Genomic DNA, 20,216 nt, shown 5'->3' on the forward strand with positions numbered 1-20,216 from the left:
TTCAATAAGTGAGAGCGATTGAGACAGTAAAGTCAAACCAAAATCACTCTGAATATATCTTTCCTATGGAGGGAAAATTGGCGAATTCTTACGACATTATTGTTATCGGTTCAGGTCCGGGTGGATATGTTACCGCAATTCGTGCCGCACAACTTGGATTTAAGACGGCCATTGTAGAGCGTGAACATCTCGGTGGCATCTGCCTCAATTGGGGATGTATCCCGACCAAAGCCTTGTTGAGATCGGCTGAAATTAAACATTTCAGCGAACATGCCAAAGACTACGGTCTAAAGTTGAATGGCTCCATTGAGGCTGATGTCAAAGACGTTGTGCAACGGTCGCGGGGCGTGTCAGCACGATTAAATGCCGGTGTTGGCTTTTTGATGAAGAAAAACAAGATCGACGTGATCTGGGGCGAAGCGAAGCTTACAAAAGGCGCAAAAGGCGGGCAACCGGCCGAGCTCATGGTTGGGAAGATGGCCAAGCCGGTTATGCAGCCGCAAAATCCAGTACCGAAAGGAATTCTGGGTGAGGGCACTTACACCGCGAAACATATCATCGTCGCAACGGGTGCCAGGCCGCGCGCGCTTCCCGGTATTGAACCGGATGGAAAATTGATCTGGACCTATTTTGAAGCCATGGTTCCGCAGACAATGCCAAAATCTCTTGTGGTTATGGGGTCAGGCGCGATCGGCATCGAATTTGCATCATTTTATCGCGATATGGGTGCCGATGTTACTGTGGTCGAGATGATGCCGCAGATTATGCCGGTGGAAGATATTGAAATATCAACCTTTGCCCGCAAACAACTCGAGAAAAAAGGTATCCGTATTCTGACTGAAGCAAAAGTGTCCAAAGTTGAAAAAACGGCGGACACGGTGACAGCGCATGTCGATATCAAGGGTAAAACAGAAACGATAACCGCAGACAGGCTGATTTCTGCGGTTGGTGTCCAAGGCAATATCGAAAATATCGGTCTTGAAGCGTTGGGAGTAAAAACCGATCGCGGATGCATCGTCATCGATGAATGGAGCCGTACGAATATTGAAGGCGTTTATGCCATCGGAGACGTGGCGGGTCCGCCGATGCTTGCCCATAAGGCAGAGGAAGAGGGCGTGATCTGCGTCGAGCGTATTGCTGGTCTGAAAACGGTTCATCCTCTTGATAAAGGTAAAATACCGGGCTGTACTTACTGTACGCCGCAGGTAGCTTCTGTCGGTTTGACAGAAGCTAAAGCCAAAGCTGTAGGCTATGATATCCGTGTTGGGCGCTATTCGTTTTCAGCCAATGGCAAGGCCATCGCGCTAGGCGAGGATCAGGGATTGGTCAAAACGATCTTTGACAAAAAGACAGGGCAGCTATTAGGTGCCCATATGGTCGGTGCAGAAGTCACGGAACTCATTCAAGGTTTCGTTATCGCCATGAATTTGGAAACGACGGAAGAAGAGCTGATGCATACCGTATTTCCGCATCCGACCCTTTCTGAAATGATGAAAGAGAGTGTGCTTGATGCTTATGGTCAGGTTTTGAATGCCTGATCGCAATAAGGTGGCAATTGCATTAAAGCGTCGTTTGCCCCATATGGTGAAGGTTAGCGAATTCGAGGTCTTAAATGGTTACGGTTGTTGATTTAGTAGCAAACAGGCGTGTGCGCCATCCGGAAAAGGCACACCGTCCGGATTCAGAAGTTTTGAAGAAACCGGACTGGATTCGCGTGAAGGCGCCGACATCGCGCACCTATGCGGAAACCCGTGACATTGTACGAACCAATAAATTGGTGACTGTCTGTGAAGAGGCAGGCTGTCCCAATGTCGGTGAGTGCTGGAATCAGCGTCATGCAAGTTTCATGATTTTGGGTGAGATCTGCACACGCGCTTGTGCATTTTGCAATGTTTCTACCGGTATTCCACTGCCGCTTGATAAGGATGAACCGGAACGGGTCGCGGATGCCGTTGCGCAAATGGGCCTTAAACATGTCGTGATAACCTCGGTGGACCGCGATGATATGCCTGATGGCGGCGCACAGCATTTTGCCGATGTGATTCATGCTATTCGCCGCAAGTCACCCACAACCACGATCGAGATTTTGACACCCGATTTCCGTCATAAGGATGGGGCGCTTGAAATTGTTGTTGCAGCCAAGCCCGATGTATTCAACCATAACCTTGAGACGGTGCCGTCAAAATATTTGAAAGTTCGTCCAGGGGCGCGTTATTTCCATTCAATACGTCTGCTGCAACGGGTCAAAGAGCTCGATCCAACAATCTTTACCAAGTCCGGTATCATGGTCGGTTTTGGTGAAGAGCGGAATGAAATTTTGCAATTGATGGATGATCTGCGCACCGCAGACGTCGATTTCATGACGATTGGCCAATACCTACAACCGACCCGCAAACACCATCCAGTTATCCGGTTTGTTCCGCCAGAAGAGTTTGAATCCTTTGCCAAGATCGGCAAGACAAAGGGCTTCCTTCATATGGCATCGAGCCCATTGACACGCTCATCTCACCATGCGGGTGACGATTTTGAAGCGTTGCAAAAAGCGCGTGCCGCAAAGTTGGCAAAAAACGGATAAAAGAATGCCAACTTTCACGACACATAGGCCGGTAAAACATACACCCACTGAAATGTTTGATCTTGTTTCGAACGTGGAGCGCTATCCAGAGTTTCTGCCAATGTGCGAAGCTCTCATTGTTCGCTCGCGGAAAGATCGCGACAATAAAACGCTTCTGGTTGCCGATATGACTGTTGGCTATAAGATGATACGTGAAACCTTCACGACACAGGTTTTTCTCAATCCGGCAGAACATGTCATCGACGTCAAATATATCGACGGCCCTTTCCGCTATCTCGAAAACCGTTGGATGTTTCATCCGGTTGATGGCGATGAATCTTGCGATATCGAATTTTTTATCGATTATGAATTTAAAAGCCGTATGTTGGGCATGTTGATGGGATCAATGTTCGATATTGCTTTCAGGAAATTCTCTGAAGCTTTCGAAAAGCGAGCCGATGAAATTTATGGCGAAAAACCTTAAAATCACCAGATAAATAGCGCAAATTTGCATTGTCTGATATTGATGTGATTTCTATTCACAAAGCAGATCCAGGGCGCGTTCAACGGTTTTCAGTCTGATAACGTCGCGCTCAAGATTTCCGAATTGTGCCGCATGGTGTCTTGTGTCGTAGTTGGTTCGGGCAACAGCCATATGGACAAGACCAACAGGTTTTTCTTCCGTTCCGCCCCCTGGGCCTGCAACACCGGTTACGGATATAGCAATATCTGCCGATGAATGGCGAAGACCGCCTTCTGCCATAGCGATAGCGACTTCTTTAGAAACCGCGCCATAGGTTGCGATGAGTGATGGTGGCACTCCAACCAAAAGGCTTTTCGCTTCGTTGGAATAGGTAATGAAACCGCAATCCACCACATCGGACGAGCCGGCAATATCGGTCAAGCTCGCAATAATGAGGCCGCCCGTGCACGACTCAATGGTCGTTAAGCGCAGATTTTCGCGTCTGCAAAACTCTAAAACCTTTTTTGCTTTCAGAGCACTGATCAATGTCATAGCGGAACCTCACCCGGATAGACTACATTGGCTGTCGCAATTGCTGCTATACCCTCTTTACGCCCCACAAACCCCATTTTTTCATTGGTAGTCGCTTTAATAGAGATACGATCAGCTGAAACTCCCAACATTTCCATCAATTTTTCGGTCATAGCTTGACGGTGCGGACCAATCTTCGGTGCCTCTGCAATCAAAGTGATGTCGGCATTGATGATGCGACCGCCAGCCTGACGCACAATGCTTACGGCATGACGTACAAAAATATCGGATGATGCACCTTTCCACTGCGGGTCGGAAGGCGGGAAATGCGTGCCAATGTCACCCGCACCACGGGTGGCAAGCAAAGCATCGGTCAAGGCATGCAAGGCTACATCCGCATCGGAATGGCCGTTCAGCTTCCTGTCATATTCAATATCAACACCGCAAAGTGTGACATGGTCACCCGGCTCAAAAGAATGGACATCGTATCCATTCCCTGTTCGAATGTCAGGAAATTCACAAGCTGTATTGGAAGCCATGTCGGTCTCTTTCGTGATGCGGGCGGTTGCGGTTATGATGTCATCGGGCCAGGTGATCTTCAAGTTTGCCGGATCACCCTCAACGATATGAACGGGAATATCGGCCCATTCGGCGAGTGCGGAATCATCGGTAAAAGATGCAAATCCATGCTGATGCGCGTTTTCGTGGGCTTGCAGAATGGCCAAGAAGGGGAAAGCCTGCGGCGTTTGTGCGCCATAGAGATTACTCCGCGCCACAGTTTCGACCACAGTTCCTGCGGCATCACACCGTTTCAGTGTATCTGTAACGGCAATGGCAGGCAAAACGCCTCTTATAGGCGTTAAGTTGCCTTTTATTCGATGCAGCAAGTCGAGGCTGACAAAAGGGCGGGCGCCGTCATGAATAAATACGTGATCAGGGCCATCAACGGCCAAAGCACGAAGCCCGAATAAAGTGGATATTTGTCGGGTGGGGCCACCTTCAACGATGGTGACATGCTGCTTTAGCACACCAAGCGCTTGGTCACATAGATGATGATCATCTGGATGGATCACAACAAGGATCTTGGAAAACAACCCGCAATCGATGAAGTTACGTAATGTATGGGCGAGAACAGCTGCATTTCCGAGAAGACGATACTGTTTAGGGCCATTTTGCGGCGCCCCCACACGTTCACCGCGGCCGGCTGCCAATATGATTGCTGCAATGGAAATAATCGGATCTCCTGATAAAAGATTTATCAGCTTGCCATTTTGCAGCTTTCTTCAGCATCATCAATACCCAATTGACGACGGAAATTCGGCCGCTGTAAATCAGCAATCGATGTTGCAGAAAGAACCTCGAAAAATGCCCTCAATGCTTTTCCAAGTGTAGCATTAAGCCCGCAAGCATTGACCAAAGGGCATTCAATGGCATCGTTTTCAAAACACTCAGCCATTGCAAAATTGTCTTCGGTTACCTTGACAACGTCTGCGACCGAGATGTCTTCAGCCGGTTTTGCGAGTTTTACACCACCGTTGCGGCCACGAACTGTCTGCATCAAGCCAGCTTCAACCAGCGGATGAAGAATTTTAAACAAAAACAATTCTGATACCGAATACGCCTTAGCGATTTCAGGGACGCGGCTTAGTTCTCCAGAATTGGCTGCACAATACATCAACATCCGAATGGCATAATTGGTCTGTTTGGTAAGCCGCATAACCGTCCCTTTCTATTAAATCAATTTCTTAAGTCCGTAGTTTAGAACTATTCTGAAAAATGTGAAGTCTTTTCTTTACCTTTTTTAGAAGGTTTTATTATGGCACGTTTGTAGATGCTGCAAATGGAGCATTTGCACGCATAGAAATGGTATAGAATCGCACATTATCCATTCAAAATATGGACGAAAATAACAGCTGCGGGAATGCGACATATGAGGCATTTCATCGTTTGTGCGCATACGATTCGCTGTTTTGAACTTGGATCGAGTGAGTTTGTCGCTCAAAAAGTGCATTTTTTTCCGCAAAAGCCTGCGAAATCGGCGCGTTTACAGTTTCTGTTGCATTTTCGCCACAAAGCGTTGCATGATCACAACAAAAGCTTCAACCTGCAGAGTGAAAAAGACAAAAGTGGCCGAGCAAACCCGTAAACTCCTGTCGACTGGAACCACACGAAATATGCGCGTGGTGTTTGGCATTCTCATCATTGTCATGGCACTGCTGACGGCATTGATTTCGTTTACCATTTTGCTTGGTTTTACGCCGGTTGTTCCCAATACGTTTGTGACGTTAGTGCTCATCTGCGTCAACAGTGTTTGGGTTTTGGGGCTGATAGCGGTCACATGTTATGAAATGGTGCCGATCATTCGTGCCTGGCGTGCAGGAAAAGCCGCATCGCGGCTGCATGTGCGGATTATTTCGCTCTTTGCAATTGTTGCGACCTTGCCCGCAGTGGTGGTTGCCATCGTGGCCGGCGTTACGCTCAATCAGGGATTGGATCGATGGTTTGATACCACGACAAGGCAGATTGTCGCCTCTTCCATTGATCTTGCCAATGGTTATGCCGACGAAACATTGCAAAATCTGAAAAATTCATCCTATGCTATGGCATTGGCGTTGGATAACCGGCGGCTGCTCGCACTCAATCCGACGGAATACCGCTTGCAATTAACACGTCACGCTGCCGGACGCGATTTGCGCGGTGCTTTCTTGTTAAGCCCCAATGGCACAATTTTCCTTTCGAGCAATCTTGGAGGTGAGGATAAGCTGCCGATCCCGCCAGCCAATCTCATTGTGCAGGCGACATCCGGTAGTCCTTTTACGTTCCAACCGGGACAACATGACTATTTCGGAATAATTCTGAAGTTGAATGATATTCCCAATACATTTCTTTATCTTGTACGCGATGTTGATCAGCGTGTTCTATCTGCTTTGCGATTAACCGAGGCCAATACGGCGCGCTATCGTGATCTCAACGAAAATCGTGTGCCAACCCAGATCGCCTTTGCTGTTCTTTATCTCTGCCTTTTCCTCAGTCTGCTTTTATCTGCAATATGGACTGGGATAGCCGTGGCAGATCGTCTTGTCCGCCCCATCAGGCTTTTGATCGGTGCGGCGGATGACGTGGCTTCCGGCAATATGGATGTCATCGTGCCGGTTCGCGCCAAGGATGGTGATGTTGGCCAACTTTCAAAAACATTCAACTATATGGTGAGCGAGCTGAAAAGCCAGCGCAACGAGCTCATTGCCGTGCGCGATCAGATTGATGAACGGCGTCGTTTTTCCGAAGCCGTACTGGCGGGTGTTACGGCAGGGGTTGCCGGTATTGATGAAAATGGCGATGTCACGGTTATCAACCGTTCGGTCGAAACAATGTTTGGTATCGATGCGGAAGAGGTCGTTGGTAAAAGTCTGTTGTCGCTGAGTTCCGACATAGGGCAGGTTTTTGAGATTGCAAAATCGACAGGGCGCAGGAATCATCGTGAGCAAGTCACCTTTTCGCATGATGGCCGAACACGCGTTTATAACGTGCAGATCACCATGGAAGAAGATGACGGTCAGGGGCAATCATGGGTTTTGACTATTGATGATATCACCGACCTTGTCGAGGCGCAGCGGTCTTCCGCCTGGGCTGATGTGGCTAGAAGGATTGCGCATGAGATCAAAAATCCGCTGACGCCAATCCAGCTTTCCGCTGAACGGATACGTCGCCGTTATGGCAAGGTAATTGTTGAAGATCGTGAAGTTTTCGATCAATGCACTGATACGATTATCCGACAAGTAGGTGATATCGGACGTATGGTGGATGAATTCTCGTCTTTTGCACGTATGCCAAAACCAGAAATGCGGAAATTGGATATGCGCGAACCGCTGCGCGAAGCCTGTTTTTTGGTTGAGGTCTCGCGCCATGATATAAAGTTCGAGCGTGACCTCGGTGATGAAGCACTTATGGGCGAGTTCGATAGCCGGCTTATTGGGCAGGCATTCGGCAATGTTATCAAGAATGCCAGCGAGGCGATCGATGCAGTGTCTGCCGAGGAAAAGCTTGCAGGCCATATTCTTGTTCACGCCTATCGTGAGGGTGAGAACATTATTGCTGATATTATCGATAATGGAAAAGGGTTGCCTAAGGAACAGCGACAAAAATTGCTTGAACCTTATATGACGACTCGTGAGAAAGGTACCGGTTTGGGCTTGGCGATTGTAAAAAAGATCGTTGAAGACCATGGCGGGCATATGGAATTGCATGATGCGCCGGAAAGCTATTATGGCGGCCGGGGTGCGATGATCCGCATGGTTTTCCCAGCGGTCGGGGTTAATGGTTCAGATGCTGTTAAGGTAGCTGGCGAAAACAGGACGGGTGAATAAAATGGCTTCGGATATTTTAATCGTCGATGATGAAGCGGATATACGCGAACTGGTGGGCGGAATTTTGGATGATGAGGGGCATGAGACGCGCCTTGCTGCAAATTCCGACGAAGCTTTGGCGCAGATAGGCAATCGTGTTCCCAGGCTGATTTTTCTTGATATATGGTTGCAGGGTAGTCGCCTGGATGGTCTGGCGCTTTTGGATGAGATCAAAAGCCGTTATCCTGGTTTGCCGGTTGTGATGATCTCCGGTCATGGCAATATCGAAACCGCCGTATCAGCGATTAAACGCGGCGCTTATGATTTTATTGAAAAACCTTTCAAAGCCGATCGTCTGATTTTGGTTGCCGAACGGGCATTGGAAAATTCCAAACTGAAGCGCGAAGTGTCCGAACTGCGCAAACGCTCGAGTGACACCCCCGAATTGCTGGGCAAATCTCTGGTCATGAATCATCTGCGGCAAACCATCGAAAAGGTTGCCCCTACCAATAGCCGAATTATGATCACCGGCCCGTCTGGCTCGGGCAAAGAAATGACAGCGCGGGCCATTCACGCTTTGTCGGCGCGCGCAAACGGCCCCTTTGTGACGATCAATGCCGCAGCAATTACGCCGGAACGCATGGAGATAGAGCTGTTTGGCACAGAGATGGATGGTGGTGAGCGCAAAGTTGGTGCCCTTGAAGAAGCGCATGGCGGTATCCTCTATCTTGATGAAGTTGCCGATATGCCGCGCGAAACGCAAAATAAGATTTTGCGTGTGTTGACCGACCAAACATTTGAGCGTGTAGGGGGCAGCAAGCGCGTCAAGGTGGACGTCCGCGTGATCTCCTCGACAGCGCAAAATCTTGAAGGTTTGATTGCGGAAGGTCGCTTCCGTGAAGATCTGTTCCATCGCTTGGCAGTGGTACCGATTTCCGTACCCCCATTGTCCAGCCACCGCGAGGATATACCGGAACTGATCAGATTTTTCGTCCAGCAGATAGCACAACAGGCAGGTATCAAGCCGCGCGAGATCGGGGATGATGCCATGGCGGTTTTGCAAGCGCATAGCTGGCCGGGTAACGTGCGCCAACTGCGCAACAATGTTGAAAGATTGCTCATTCTTGCGCGCGGTGAAGATGGTGACGGGCCGATTACCGCCGAATTATTACCGGCCGAAGTTGGTGATACGCTGCCACGTGCGCCGACGGATTCTGATCAGCACATCATGGCTCTACCGTTACGCGAGGCGCGAGAACTCTTCGAAAAAGAATATCTGATTGCGCAGATAAACCGTTTTGGAGGTAACATCTCGCGCACGGCGGAATTTGTCGGCATGGAACGTTCGGCGCTCCATAGAAAATTGAAGTCGCTTGGAGTATCTTGAGTTATGCGTGTCATTATCTGCGGCGCCGGTCAGGTTGGCTACGGAATTGCAGAACGCCTTGCAAGCGAACAGCATGATGTAACGGTGATCGATATTGAACCGAAGCTGATTGAGAAGGTTCGTGATACGTTGGACGTGCGCGGGCTTGTCGGTCATGGTTCGCAACCGGATATTTTGCGGGCGGCAGGCGCCGACGAGGCAGATATGCTGGTTGCCGTAACATTGTTTGATGAAGTCAATATGGTTGCTTGCCAGGTTGCACATTCGCTGTTTAACGTGCCGACAAAAATTGCGCGTATACGCGACCAATCCTACCTCGATCCGCGCTATCAAAATCTGTTTGCGCGGGAGAGCCTGCCCATTGATGTGGTCATTTCGCCCGAAGTCGAAGTTGGTGAAATGGTGTTGCGGCGTATAGCGCTACCAGGTGCCCTCGATGTTCTTTATTTCGGCGATGATGATATCGTTGCACTTGCGCTTGAATGTATGGAAGATTGCCCGGTCATTGATACGCCGCTTAGGCAGTTGAGCGATCTCTTTCCCGATCTTCAAACGACCGTCACAGCTGTAAAACGTGGCAGCAAACTGTTCATTGCCCATGCAGACACCGAGTTGCAGGTCGGAGATATAGCTTATCTTATCGCGGCCCGCGGTCAGGTGCGTCGTGCCCTTGGTTTATTTGGTCATGAAGAACAGGAAGCCAACCGGATTATCATTGCCGGCGGTGGGCATATCGGCCTTTACGTGGCAAAGGCGATGGAAAAGCGCCATCATAAAACGCGGCTGCGGATCATCGAGGCGGACAGGGATCGCGCTTTGGCCATAACCGACCAACTCGACCGCACAACCGTGCTCAACGGCAGTGCTTTGGACTCTGCTATTTTACAGGAAGCCGGTGTAGATCAGGCAGATTTGATTGTGACACTGACCAATCAGGATCAGGTTAATGTACTAAGTGCCATTATGGCAAAAAGGCTTGGCTGTAAGGCCAATATGGTATTGATCAACAATACCGCCTATCAGGAATTTACACGTGCTGTTGGTATTGATGCGCATCTCAATCCGCGCAGCGTTACGGTATCGAAGGTTTTGCAACAGATGCGGCGTGGCCGCATACGCTCGGTTTATTCGGTTTCAAACGGTGAAGCCGAGATTATAGAAGCAGAGGCTATGCAGACCTCACCGCTCGTTGGTAAGCCCTTGTCAGAGCTTAAACTGCCAGAGGGATTACGCATCGGCGCAATTTACCGCAACAAAATCATTATGCGTCCTTTGGCGGATACGCGCATCATGTCGGGAGATCGGGTTGTGATTTTTGCTTTGGCTGATACAGTGCGCGATGTAGAACAGCTATTTAGGGTTAGTCTGGAATATTTTTAGGACGCGGGAATAATGGATATATGCACATTCTGGTATGGTGACCGATTGCGTCCAATTGATTGGCTGTGTCTTTCCTCCATGGTGCAAACAGGGCAGCGGGTTAAGCTTTATAGCCATGGGCCTATTGTAAATGTACCCGAAGGCGTGGAACTCGTAGAGGCGGAACCGATCATGCCTCTTTCGACGCTCTATCGGCTCGACCCGAAATTTCCAGATTACAAACCTAACCGGACAATAGTCCAGTTTTCCGATTTTTTTCGCGTTATGCTGATGAAGCATCAGGCGGGCGTTTGGCTTGACACTGATGTTTATCTGGTCAAACAGTTTCATCCGCAGGAGGGGGATGTTTGGCTCGCACGCGAAAACGTAGAACGAGTAGGGGTCTCAGCCCTTTATTTGCCGCCGGATAACCCGATAATTGCTGAATTCGAGGCTTATCTTTCAGGGGGTGAAATGGTGCCCAATTGGCTGGGGTTCCGGCGCCGCGTTTGGTTGCCGCTTCGTCTGCGAATGAAAAAAATACCGGTTTTACCCGGACGCCTTGGGATCACGGTTTTCGGCAATGACGGTATATCGCGATTGGCCAAACGCTATGGTTTCTTCAATCAGGCCAAAGAAAAAGAAAGCTTCTACTATTGGACAGGACGGGACGCAGAACGCATATTCGATCCGGCATATGGCCTCGAGCCCCTGAATGATCCGCGTTTTATCGGGTTCCATATTCACAAAAAGGCTAAAACAACCCTGCCACCGCAGCAAGGCAGTTTTTTTGATTGGGCGGTGAAACGCATTCCGGGGTTCATGGAGCAGGCTTAGTGGGGAATAAACATCAAGATTTGCATTCCTCTCTCATGCGGCTTGATTGTTTTTTGCGTCGCCACGACAGCGCAACGCTTGCGCTTCAAAAGCTATGCGAGGGAAGGACCCTGACCATCTCAAGGCTCAATCAGCTTGATAGACCCATTCCCGAAGTCTTTTCGAGCTATCGGGGGCGAGCACAAAACGCTGTGGCAAAATACCGTCATGTCGCGATCAAAGACAGTGAAACGACGCTTTCCCTAGCGCATAACTGGTATTTTCCTTCGATTCTGTCATCAGACATGAATGAGCAGCTTTCGGAGACGGATAAGCCGTTTGGATTGGTGTGTGCGGCGCTTGCTTTCAAGCGTGTCTCGCTGAGATCGACCCTGTTTTGGCATAATCTGAATGAAATACGCGACAATGGTGATGTCATACTCCGTCATTGTGCTGTCTTGACGCTAGCCGACGGGGCACCTATTTCTTTTGTGGAAGAAAACTACTTGATTGATATTTTCAGCTACACCAATACCGATAAATTGAATGTGGGTTGCGAAAGCAATTGTTGATATTCTATTGATAGGTTTGCCTTGAGGCCGGAAACGGCGATTCGTATAACAATGGAAGTGCAAAATGAGTGATCCGATCCAAACGGCCCTAAGTCTTGTTCCGATGGTTGTTGAACAGACCAATCGCGGTGAGCGGGCTTATGATATTTTTTCCCGCCTTCTCAAGGAAAGAATTATCTTCATAAACGGCCCTGTTGAAGACAATATGGCGATGCTGGTTTGCGCGCAATTGTTGTTTCTTGAAGCCGAAAATCCCAAAAAGGAAATTAGTCTCTATATCAATTCACCCGGTGGCGTTGTCACATCGGGAATGGCGATCTACGATACGATGCAATTCATTCGTCCGGCCGTTTCAACGCTTTGCATGGGGCAGGCAGCATCCATGGGGTCTCTTCTTTTGACAGCCGGTGCCAAAGGCCACCGTTTTGCTTTGCCGAATGCGCGCATCATGGTGCATCAGCCTTCTGGCGGCTTCCAAGGGCAGGCGTCCGATATCGAAAGACATGCGCAGGACATCATCAAGATGAAGCGTCGGTTGAACGAGATTTACGTGCAGCATACCGGTCAGGAATATGAGACGATCGAAAACACACTTGATCGCGATCATTTCATGACAGCTGAAGAATCAAAAGCGTTCGGTTTGATTGACGATGTTGTGCAATATCGTGCCGAAGCGGAAGAAGATAAGAAAGATTGATGTAACCTTGAGGAATGCGGCTGTTGCAAGCGGTTTTTAGCCGTCCTGAAAATGGCCGTTTTTTCTCTGTATAGAAGTTTATAAACGAATATATGCATATTGCATGTGAGAAAAGTGGCTGAAAAACGTGTTGCCGCTTGGCTTTTATGTATGTTTCCTGAGGCAAGGGGCTTGAAAAACCTGACTGAAGGGGCAAGATATTCCGTGCATTCGGGCGAAAGGAAATTGAAATGAGCAAAATTGGAAATAGCGGGGGCGATTCTAAGAATACGCTTTATTGCTCATTCTGTGGCAAAAGCCAGCATGAAGTGCGCAAGCTTATCGCTGGGCCGACCGTGTTCATCTGTGATGAATGTGTCGAGCTATGTATGGATATCATTCGCGAAGAAAATAAATCATCCGGTGTCAAAGCCCGTGACGGCGTGCCGACTCCACAGGAGATTATGGCTGTTCTTGACGATTATGTCATCGGTCAGTCTCATGCCAAGCGTGTCTTATCGGTTGCAGTTCATAACCATTACAAGCGATTGGCTCATCAGTCCAAGAGCAATGACATCGAGCTGTCAAAGTCTAACATCCTTCTTGTAGGGCCGACCGGTTGCGGAAAAACCTATTTGGCGCAAACCTTGGCGCGGATCATCGATGTTCCTTTTACAATGGCAGACGCCACGACGTTGACTGAAGCCGGCTATGTTGGTGAAGATGTAGAAAATATCATTCTTAAACTTCTGCAATCGGCAGATTATAACGTTGAACGTGCGCAGCGCGGCATCGTCTATATCGATGAGGTTGATAAAATCTCACGCAAGTCTGATAATCCATCCATCACCCGTGATGTTTCCGGTGAAGGTGTTCAGCAGGCTTTGTTGAAAATCATGGAAGGTACTGTTGCATCGGTGCCGCCTCAGGGCGGGCGTAAACATCCGCAGCAAGAATTCCTGCAGGTTGATACGACAAATATTCTGTTTATCTGTGGTGGCGCATTTGCGGGCTTGGAACGTATTATTTCTGCACGCGGTGAAAAAACATCAATCGGCTTCGGTGCAACCGTTAAGGCTGTCGATGACCGTCGTGTTGGTGAGATATTCCACGATTTGGAACCAGAAGATCTTTTGAAGTTTGGTTTGATTCCGGAGTTCGTCGGTCGTTTGCCCGTCATCGCTACTTTGGAAGACCTTGATGTTGATGCTTTGGTGCAGATCCTGTCTCAGCCGAAAAATGCATTGGTCAAACAATATCAGCGACTGTTCGAGATGGAAAACGTTGAATTGACCTTCCATGAAGATGCGTTGCGCGCTATCGCTAATAAGGCGATTGAGCGCAAAACTGGTGCGCGCGGTCTTCGTTCGATTATGGAGAAGATCCTTTTGGACACCATGTTTGAACTTCCGACGCTTGAGGGCGTGCAGGAAGTGGTGATTTCAGCCGATGTTGTTGAAGGCAAAGCGCGTCCACTGTATATTTATTCCGAGCGTGACAGCGAAAAAGAAAACGCTTCTGCTTGATGAAGCTTAGCAGGCGGCCTTTCGGGGCCGTCTCTTCCGCTTTCGCGGGAAGTGGTCATACAAGCTCTTGATTTATTTGCCCGGTGTAACCACTTAATCCTTCTGTGCGCGACCATTCGCTTTCACAAGGGATGGCCAGCGTGGCAAACGAGCCTCAGGCTCCAGAAAGGAAATACTATGCAATATGGTTTAGAGAAGACAGTGGGCGACTCTAACGGGCTTTATGCCGTTTTGCCCCTTCGCGATATTGTTGTCTTCCCGCATATGATTGTGCCCTTGTTTGTTGGCCGCGAAAAGTCTATTCGCGCGCTTGAAGAAGCAATGGGCCAGGATAAGCAGATTTTGCTGGCTACCCAGAAAAATGCTTCAGAGGATGATCCAAAGTCAGAAGATATTTATGACATTGGAACCCTCGCCAATGTGCTGCAATTGTTGAAACTGCCAGACGGTACCGTCAAGGTTCTCGTCGAGGGCGCAAAACGCGCCAAAATCAGCAAGTTCACTGATAATGACGAATATCATCAGGCTTATGCTGCAGCTCTTGATGAACCAGAGGACGATAAGGTTGAAGTGGAAGCCTTGTCGCGTTCGGTTATTGCTGACTTTGAAAATTATGTAAAACTGAACAAAAAGATTTCTCCGGAAGTTGTCGGTGCCGTCAGTCAGATCGACGAGCCGTCAAAACTTGCCGATACTGTTGCTTCGCATTTAGCAATCAAACTCTCTGAAAAGCAGGAAATGTTGGGTCTGCTTTCAGTTCGGGAGCGTTTGGAAAAAGCGCTGTCTTTCATGGAAGGCGAAATTTCGGTCTTGCAGGTCGAAAAGCGTATCCGCTCACGCGTGAAGCGTCAGATGGAGAAAACCCAGCGCGAATACTATCTCAACGAGCAGATGAAGGCCATCCAGAAAGAATTGGGCGATGGCGAAGATGGTCGTGACGAGTTGTCCGAATTGGAAGAGCGTATCAAAAAGACTAAGCTCTCGAAGGAAGCTCGTGAAAAAGCTGACGCCGAGATGAAGAAGTTGCGCAACATGTCGCCTATGTCAGCTGAAGCGACGGTAGTACGCAATTATCTTGATTGGTTGTTGTCGATTCCTTGGGGCAAAAAATCCAAGATCAAGAATGATCTGGGATTTGCCGAAAAGGTTATGGATGACGAACATTTTGGCTTGGATAAAGTCAAGGAACGCATCGTTGAATACCTTGCTGTGCAAAGCCGCGCCTCCAAGATAAAAGGCCCGATTATCTGCCTCGTTGGCCCTCCCGGTGTTGGTAAAACATCGTTGGCGCGCTCTATCGCCAAGGCAACCGGTCGCGAATATGTCCGTATGTCACTTGGTGGTGTGCGCGATGAGGCCGAGATCCGTGGTCATCGTCGTACCTATATTGGTTCCATGCCGGGCAAGATCGTTCAGTCGATGAAGAAAGCCAAGAAAAACAACCCTCTTTTCCTTCTCGATGAGATTGACAAGATGGGGCAGGATTTCCGCGGTGATCCGTCTTCTGCATTGCTAGAGGTGCTTGATCCGGAACAGAACAGCACGTTTATGGATCACTATCTGGAAGTCGAATATGATCTTTCAGATGTCATGTTCGTGACCACAGCCAATACTTTGAATATTCCCGGTCCTTTGATGGATCGTATGGAAATCATCCGTATCGCTGGTTACACAGAAGATGAAAAGATGGAGATCGTAAAACGTCATCTATTGCCAAAGGCCTTGAAAGAGCATTCTTTGGCGAAGAAGGAGTTCACTGTCTCCGATGGTGCTATCCGTTCGATTATACAATATTATACACGCGAGGCCGGTGTGCGTAGTCTTGAACGTGAGTTGATGAAGCTTGCGCGTAAAGCTGTGACGGAAATTATTAAAACCGGTAAAAAAACCGTCAAAGTCGATGAAAACAACATTGATGATTTCCTTGGTGTGAAGCGCTATCGGTATGGTCAGGTTGAAGGCGAAGATCAGGTTGGTGTCGTTACCGGTCTGGCTTGGACAGAAGTTGGCGGCGAGCTGTTGACCATTGAAGGTCTTGTCATGCCGGGTAAAGGCAAAATGACCGTGACAGGTAATCTCCGCGATGTGATGAAAGAGTCTATCTCTGCAGCGGCATCCTACGTCCGTTCGCGTGCAGTCGATTTTGGCATCGAGCCTCCATTGTTCGAAAAGCGTGATATCCACGTTCACGTTCCTGAAGGCGCGACACCAAAAGACGGACCATCTGCCGGTATCGCGATGGTTACGGCTATTGTCTCGGTGCTGACAGGCATTCCCGTTCATAAGGACATCGCCATGACAGGCGAGATTACCTTGCGCGGTCGCGTATTGCCGATTGGAGGCCTGAAGGAAAAGCTTCTTGCAGCGCTTCGTGGTGGGATAAAAAAGGTGCTGATACCAGAAGAAAACGCCAAGGACTTGGTTGATATTCCTGACAATGTAAAAAACAATATGGAAATCATTCCGGTTAGCCATGCAAGTGAGGTTCTCGAACATGCACTTGTCCGTCGTCCAGAGGCGATCGAATGGGTTGAGCCAGTGACACCTGTTGGAAAAACCGCAACGTCCGACGATGATGGGCTTGCGTCTATCGCTCACTGATTCACTGGGTTTCCAGCCACAATTGATAGAAAAAAGGCAGCAAAAGCTGCCTTTTTTCATTTTCGTTTGTAGCAGTTACAAAAAAAAGTTGAATTTCCCGTGAATAACTATGTTTTTCCCCGAAAAACCGGCCTTTTTAAGTATTTTATGGCTTCTGTTTGCCACACTTTTCAATAAACTCGCAACCAACCGGTTAAGTTGTGTTGTCCGGTAACACAGAGAAAGGAAATATCCAATGAACAAGAACGAATTGGTCGGCTCCGTAGCCGAAAAAGCTGGCATCTCCAAGACACAGGCAGCCGCTGCTGTTGATGCGTTCATCGCTTCTGTAACAGACGCTTTGAAAGACGGCGGCGACGTTCGCCTTCCAGGCTTCGGTTCTTTCGAAGTTTCTCATCGTGCAGCTACAAAAGGCCGCAATCCTTCAACCGGCGCTGAAATCAATATTCCGGCACGTAATGTACCGAAATTCTCGGCTGGTAAAGGCCTGAAGGAAGCTGTAAACAGCAAATAATATTTGAGCTCAACTCAAAGAAAAGCCCGGTTTGTGCCGGGCTTTTTATTATCCTTATTTTACCCCTAGCAGTGGTTTTAAAGCGTCGAGGAATTCGTCCAATTCTTTAATATTGCGAGAATGATTATGCTTGGAAAACCATTTGCGTTTTTGGAACACACCACTTTCGCCGATGCCGTCGATTAATACGAGTTCTGCTTCACCATCGCGCCAAGTCAGCAGAATATTGTCGAATTTAAGGTCGTGATAGATGAAGTTTGTATCCCGCGCCCATTCAATGAACTCAATGATCTGAGTTTTGTACAAAGGCATTTCGCTGTGATAAGCGCCGATAGGTTTGGCGTAACCGCCATGTTGATCTCTCTCTGCCTTAACGACCAATCCCCATCCAATGTCTGTGGCTATCAAGCCGGTAATTTGCACGAGGTGCTTTTCACGTGTACTCGTATGGGGAAAATGACGAATATATTCGGCAATCTCTTTGGTGTTGTTTGTATTGATATTGAGCGACTTTCGCCATTGGCGAAAGCGGGAATAATGCGATATTTTTTCTTGCCATGCTGCCTTGGGAATCTTTATGAGAAGATCAGGATTTTCAGGATGGGGAAAGACTGCCCGTGTTGTCCCTTCAAATAGCGGTTGTCTGTCTGATAGCTTAAGAATGACGTCCAATTTTATCCTCCCCCTTCATACGCAAATCTTGAGTTCAATGATTTTTAATCATGAAAGACATTCCGCGACCAGTTCAGGTGTTAATGCACTGTAATGGCTGATAACTTTCGTCGGATTGAATGTTTGTACCGGTTGATCGGTATAGCCGAAATCGACAGCAATGACGGGGATATCCGCACCTTGTGCTGCCAGAATATCTGCGCGGCTATCACCTACCATGACGGCTCTTGCAAGATCTCCACACGCAAGCTCTATCGTGGATAGAATATGTCTTGAATCAGGCTTGCGATAAGCGAATGTATCTCCGCCCGTGATGGCACTGAAGCGATAAGATTCTTCCAAACCGTTCAAAAGATGACGGGCCAGATTTTCATATTTGTTTGTGCATACGGCAAGCTTATAGCCAGCATGGGCAAGTGCATCGAGGCACGTATCGACACCGGCGAAAAAACGCGTTTTTCCCGGCATATTCATTTCGTAATGTCGTAGAAAATCAGCAAGCAATTTATCGATAAGCTGGTTTTCCGGCTCAACGTTTTGGAATAACAAGGCCCGCTCGATCATGATGCGACCGCCCATTCCAACGAGGCGGCGTATATCCTGAGGATCATATGCTGTAAGCCCTTCTTCGGTCAGGCAATAATTCAAACTATCCAGTAGGTCAGGTGCCGAATCAACAAGGGTTCCATCAAGGTCGAAAACGACGATAGGGGCGTTTGTCATCTTATTTTTCCTCTTTCAGCCAGTTTTGGAAGTGCACCAATGCCCGGGCGGTCATTGCCTGTTTTTTTGCATTTGTCTTTTCCTTGCCTCGCAGACGCTTACCTTCTGGTTTTGCCACTTCGATGGGCGGGAAAAGACCGAAATTAATATTCATCGGTTGAAAAGACCGCTTTCCCGTCTCTTCAGCCATGAGATGTCCACCGGTTATGTGGTTGAGCAGGGCGCCAAAAGCGGTCGTCAGCGGTGGGATGCGCGGTTCCGTTCCTCTGTGTTCAGAAGATGCAAAAAGCCCGGCAAGCAGGCCGATGGCAGCCGATTCGACATAGCCTTCGCAACCTGTAATCTGGCCGGCAAAACGTAAACGCGGTAAATTTTTCAATCGCAGTGTTGCATCAAGCACGACAGGAGAATTGAGATAGGTATTGCGGTGAAGACCGCCAAGTCGCGCAAATTCCGCATTTTCCAATCCGGGTATCATTCGGAATATGCGGGTTTGCTCGCCATATTTCAGCTTTGTTTGAAAGCCGACCATGTTGTAAAGCGTGCCAAGGGCATTATCCTGCCGCAACTGTACAACACCATAGGCCTTGATGTCGGGCTGATGCGCATTGGTAAGCCCCATTGGCTTCATCGGGCCGTGCCGCAAGGTTTCGACACCGCGTTCGGCCATGACTTCTATCGGTAAACAGCCGTCGAAATACGGTGTGCTTTCAAATTCGCGAAACTCAGTCTTTTCACCATCGATAAGTGCCTGAATGAAAGCTTCATATTGCTCTTTATTGAGCGGGCAATTGATGTAGTCCTTGCCCGTTCCACCTGGGCCAACCTTGTCATAGCGCGACTGGTGCCAGCAAATATCCATATTGATACTGTCGGTGTGGATGATAGGGGCGATGGCATCAAAGAATGACAGCGCATCGGTGCCGCTCGCTTGCTGTATGGCGGTGGCAAGGCTTGGAGATGTAAGTGGGCCGGTTGCAACAATGACGCTACCCCACTCTTCGGGCGGAAGATCTTGCAATTCGCCACGCTCTATTGAAATAAGCGGGTGGTTTTCCAATCTATGCGTTACGGCTTGCGCAAATCCATCTCGGTCGACGGCAAGAGCGCTTCCCGCGGGCACTTGATGGGCATCGGCTGCTTTCATAATGAGTGAACCGGCAAGACGCATTTCTGCATGCAATAGTCCAACAGCATTAGTCGATGCGTCGTCGGAGCGTAAAGAATTGGAACAGACCAACTCTGCCAGATGATCGGTTTTATGAGCATCTGTAGGCCTCACCGGCCTCATCTCATGCAAAATAACTGGAATACCGGATTCAGCAATTTGCCAAGCGGCCTCGCTACCTGCAAGACCGCCGCCGATGATATGGATAGGTTGGTTGGACAATTTGGACATGAATTTTCTTTTTACCGATATTAAGAATGAAGATTGATCCCATTCTTAGCCTATGCCCCCGTGATCATCTACATGATTAT

The 20,216-nt window shown here is 48.6% G+C and carries 18 protein-coding genes; 12 read left to right on the plus strand and 6 right to left on the minus strand.

Annotation, left to right across the window (positions count from 1 at the left end; all coding sequences use genetic code 11):
- The first annotated feature begins 77 nt into the window (after window positions 1–77).
- The 3 genes from lpdA (at window position 78) to ACYSNS_RS06365 (ending at window position 3,038) form a co-directional block, all read left to right on the plus strand.
- Window positions 78–1,538, plus strand: coding sequence for a dihydrolipoyl dehydrogenase (gene lpdA, locus ACYSNS_RS06355; protein ID WP_461722295.1), 1,461 nt, complete (start codon window positions 78–80; stop codon window positions 1,536–1,538).
- A gap of 74 nt (window positions 1,539–1,612) precedes the next feature.
- Window positions 1,613–2,575: a lipoyl synthase gene (lipA, locus tag ACYSNS_RS06360; RefSeq protein WP_461722296.1), complete on the plus strand. Its 963-nt coding sequence runs from the start codon at window positions 1,613–1,615 to the stop codon at window positions 2,573–2,575.
- A gap of 4 nt (window positions 2,576–2,579) precedes the next feature.
- Window positions 2,580–3,038 (plus strand): type II toxin-antitoxin system RatA family toxin, encoded by a 459-nt coding sequence (locus ACYSNS_RS06365; RefSeq protein WP_461722297.1) that lies wholly within the window; start codon window positions 2,580–2,582, stop codon window positions 3,036–3,038.
- Window positions 3,039–3,089: 51 nt separating this feature from the next.
- Here the strand turns inward: ACYSNS_RS06365 and ACYSNS_RS06370 are convergent, their stop codons facing one another.
- Genes ACYSNS_RS06370 through rirA form a run of 3 tightly spaced genes read right to left on the minus strand, consistent with a single transcriptional unit; the run spans window position 3,090 to window position 5,265 of the window.
- Window positions 3,090–3,569, minus strand: coding sequence for a CinA family protein (locus tag ACYSNS_RS06370; protein ID WP_461722298.1), 480 nt, complete (start codon window positions 3,567–3,569; stop codon window positions 3,090–3,092).
- Entirely contained in the window at window positions 3,566–4,825 is a 1,260-nt protein-coding gene (locus ACYSNS_RS06375) for a bifunctional 2-C-methyl-D-erythritol 4-phosphate cytidylyltransferase/2-C-methyl-D-erythritol 2,4-cyclodiphosphate synthase (protein WP_461722409.1), read from the minus strand. Before ACYSNS_RS06375 ends, ACYSNS_RS06370 begins: the two co-directional genes overlap by 4 nt.
- The gene (rirA, locus tag ACYSNS_RS06380) at window positions 4,807–5,265 is read right to left on the minus strand and encodes an iron-responsive transcriptional regulator RirA (RefSeq protein ID WP_461722299.1); all 459 of its coding nucleotides are present in this window, start codon (window positions 5,263–5,265) and stop codon (window positions 4,807–4,809) included. The genes ACYSNS_RS06375 and rirA overlap by 19 nt, the downstream gene beginning before the upstream one ends.
- A 433-nt stretch (window positions 5,266–5,698) precedes the next feature.
- Here rirA and ACYSNS_RS06385 point away from each other — a divergent pair, with 433 nt between their 5' ends.
- From ACYSNS_RS06385 to ACYSNS_RS06425, 9 genes are all read left to right on the plus strand, one after another.
- A complete protein-coding gene (locus tag ACYSNS_RS06385; protein ID WP_461722410.1) occupies window positions 5,699–7,912 on the plus strand; it encodes a sensor histidine kinase NtrY-like in 2,214 nt (737 codons plus the stop codon).
- Between the two features lies 1 nt (window position 7,913).
- A complete protein-coding gene (gene ntrX / locus ACYSNS_RS06390) occupies window positions 7,914–9,278 on the plus strand; it encodes a nitrogen assimilation response regulator NtrX (RefSeq protein WP_461722300.1) in 1,365 nt (454 codons plus the stop codon).
- 3 nt (window positions 9,279–9,281) lie between these two features.
- Entirely contained in the window at window positions 9,282–10,658 is a 1,377-nt protein-coding gene (gene trkA, locus ACYSNS_RS06395) for a Trk system potassium transporter TrkA (protein ID WP_461722301.1), read from the plus strand.
- Window positions 10,659–10,670: 12 nt separating this feature from the next.
- Window positions 10,671–11,474, plus strand: a complete 804-nt coding sequence (locus ACYSNS_RS06400) for a glycosyltransferase (RefSeq protein ID WP_461722302.1) — start codon at window positions 10,671–10,673, stop codon at window positions 11,472–11,474.
- Window positions 11,474–12,025: a hypothetical protein gene (locus tag ACYSNS_RS06405; protein ID WP_461722303.1), complete on the plus strand. Its 552-nt coding sequence runs from the start codon at window positions 11,474–11,476 to the stop codon at window positions 12,023–12,025. The genes ACYSNS_RS06400 and ACYSNS_RS06405 overlap by 1 nt, the downstream gene beginning before the upstream one ends.
- Window positions 12,026–12,089: 64 nt before the next feature.
- On the plus strand, window positions 12,090–12,722 hold the full coding sequence (gene clpP, locus ACYSNS_RS06410; protein ID WP_461722304.1) for an ATP-dependent Clp endopeptidase proteolytic subunit ClpP: 633 nt from the start codon (window positions 12,090–12,092) through the stop codon (window positions 12,720–12,722).
- Between the two features lie 230 nt (window positions 12,723–12,952).
- Window positions 12,953–14,227, plus strand: a complete 1,275-nt coding sequence (gene clpX / locus ACYSNS_RS06415) for an ATP-dependent Clp protease ATP-binding subunit ClpX (protein WP_461722305.1) — start codon at window positions 12,953–12,955, stop codon at window positions 14,225–14,227.
- Between the two features lie 177 nt (window positions 14,228–14,404).
- Window positions 14,405–16,828 carry an endopeptidase La gene (gene lon / locus ACYSNS_RS06420; protein WP_461722306.1) on the plus strand — a complete coding sequence of 808 codons (2,424 nt, stop codon included), beginning with the start codon at window positions 14,405–14,407 and terminating at the stop codon, window positions 16,826–16,828.
- Between the two features lie 235 nt (window positions 16,829–17,063).
- A complete protein-coding gene (locus ACYSNS_RS06425; RefSeq protein ID WP_461722307.1) occupies window positions 17,064–17,342 on the plus strand; it encodes an HU family DNA-binding protein in 279 nt (92 codons plus the stop codon).
- A gap of 54 nt (window positions 17,343–17,396) precedes the next feature.
- On the opposite strand, the gene ACYSNS_RS06430 is transcribed toward ACYSNS_RS06425, so the two are convergent.
- Genes ACYSNS_RS06430 through trmFO form a run of 3 tightly spaced genes read right to left on the minus strand, consistent with a single transcriptional unit; the run spans window position 17,397 to window position 20,136 of the window.
- Entirely contained in the window at window positions 17,397–18,014 is a 618-nt protein-coding gene (locus tag ACYSNS_RS06430) for a YrbL family protein (RefSeq protein WP_461722308.1), read from the minus strand.
- A 48-nt stretch (window positions 18,015–18,062) separates the two neighbouring features.
- Window positions 18,063–18,737, minus strand: coding sequence for an HAD family hydrolase (locus ACYSNS_RS06435; protein ID WP_461722309.1), 675 nt, complete (start codon window positions 18,735–18,737; stop codon window positions 18,063–18,065).
- Window position 18,738: 1 nt separating this feature from the next.
- On the minus strand, window positions 18,739–20,136 hold the full coding sequence (gene trmFO / locus ACYSNS_RS06440; protein WP_461722310.1) for a methylenetetrahydrofolate--tRNA-(uracil(54)-C(5))-methyltransferase (FADH(2)-oxidizing) TrmFO: 1,398 nt from the start codon (window positions 20,134–20,136) through the stop codon (window positions 18,739–18,741).
- Window positions 20,137–20,216: the final 80 nt, after the last annotated feature.

The sequence above is a fragment of the Bartonella sp. LJL80 genome, assembly GCF_054871565.1.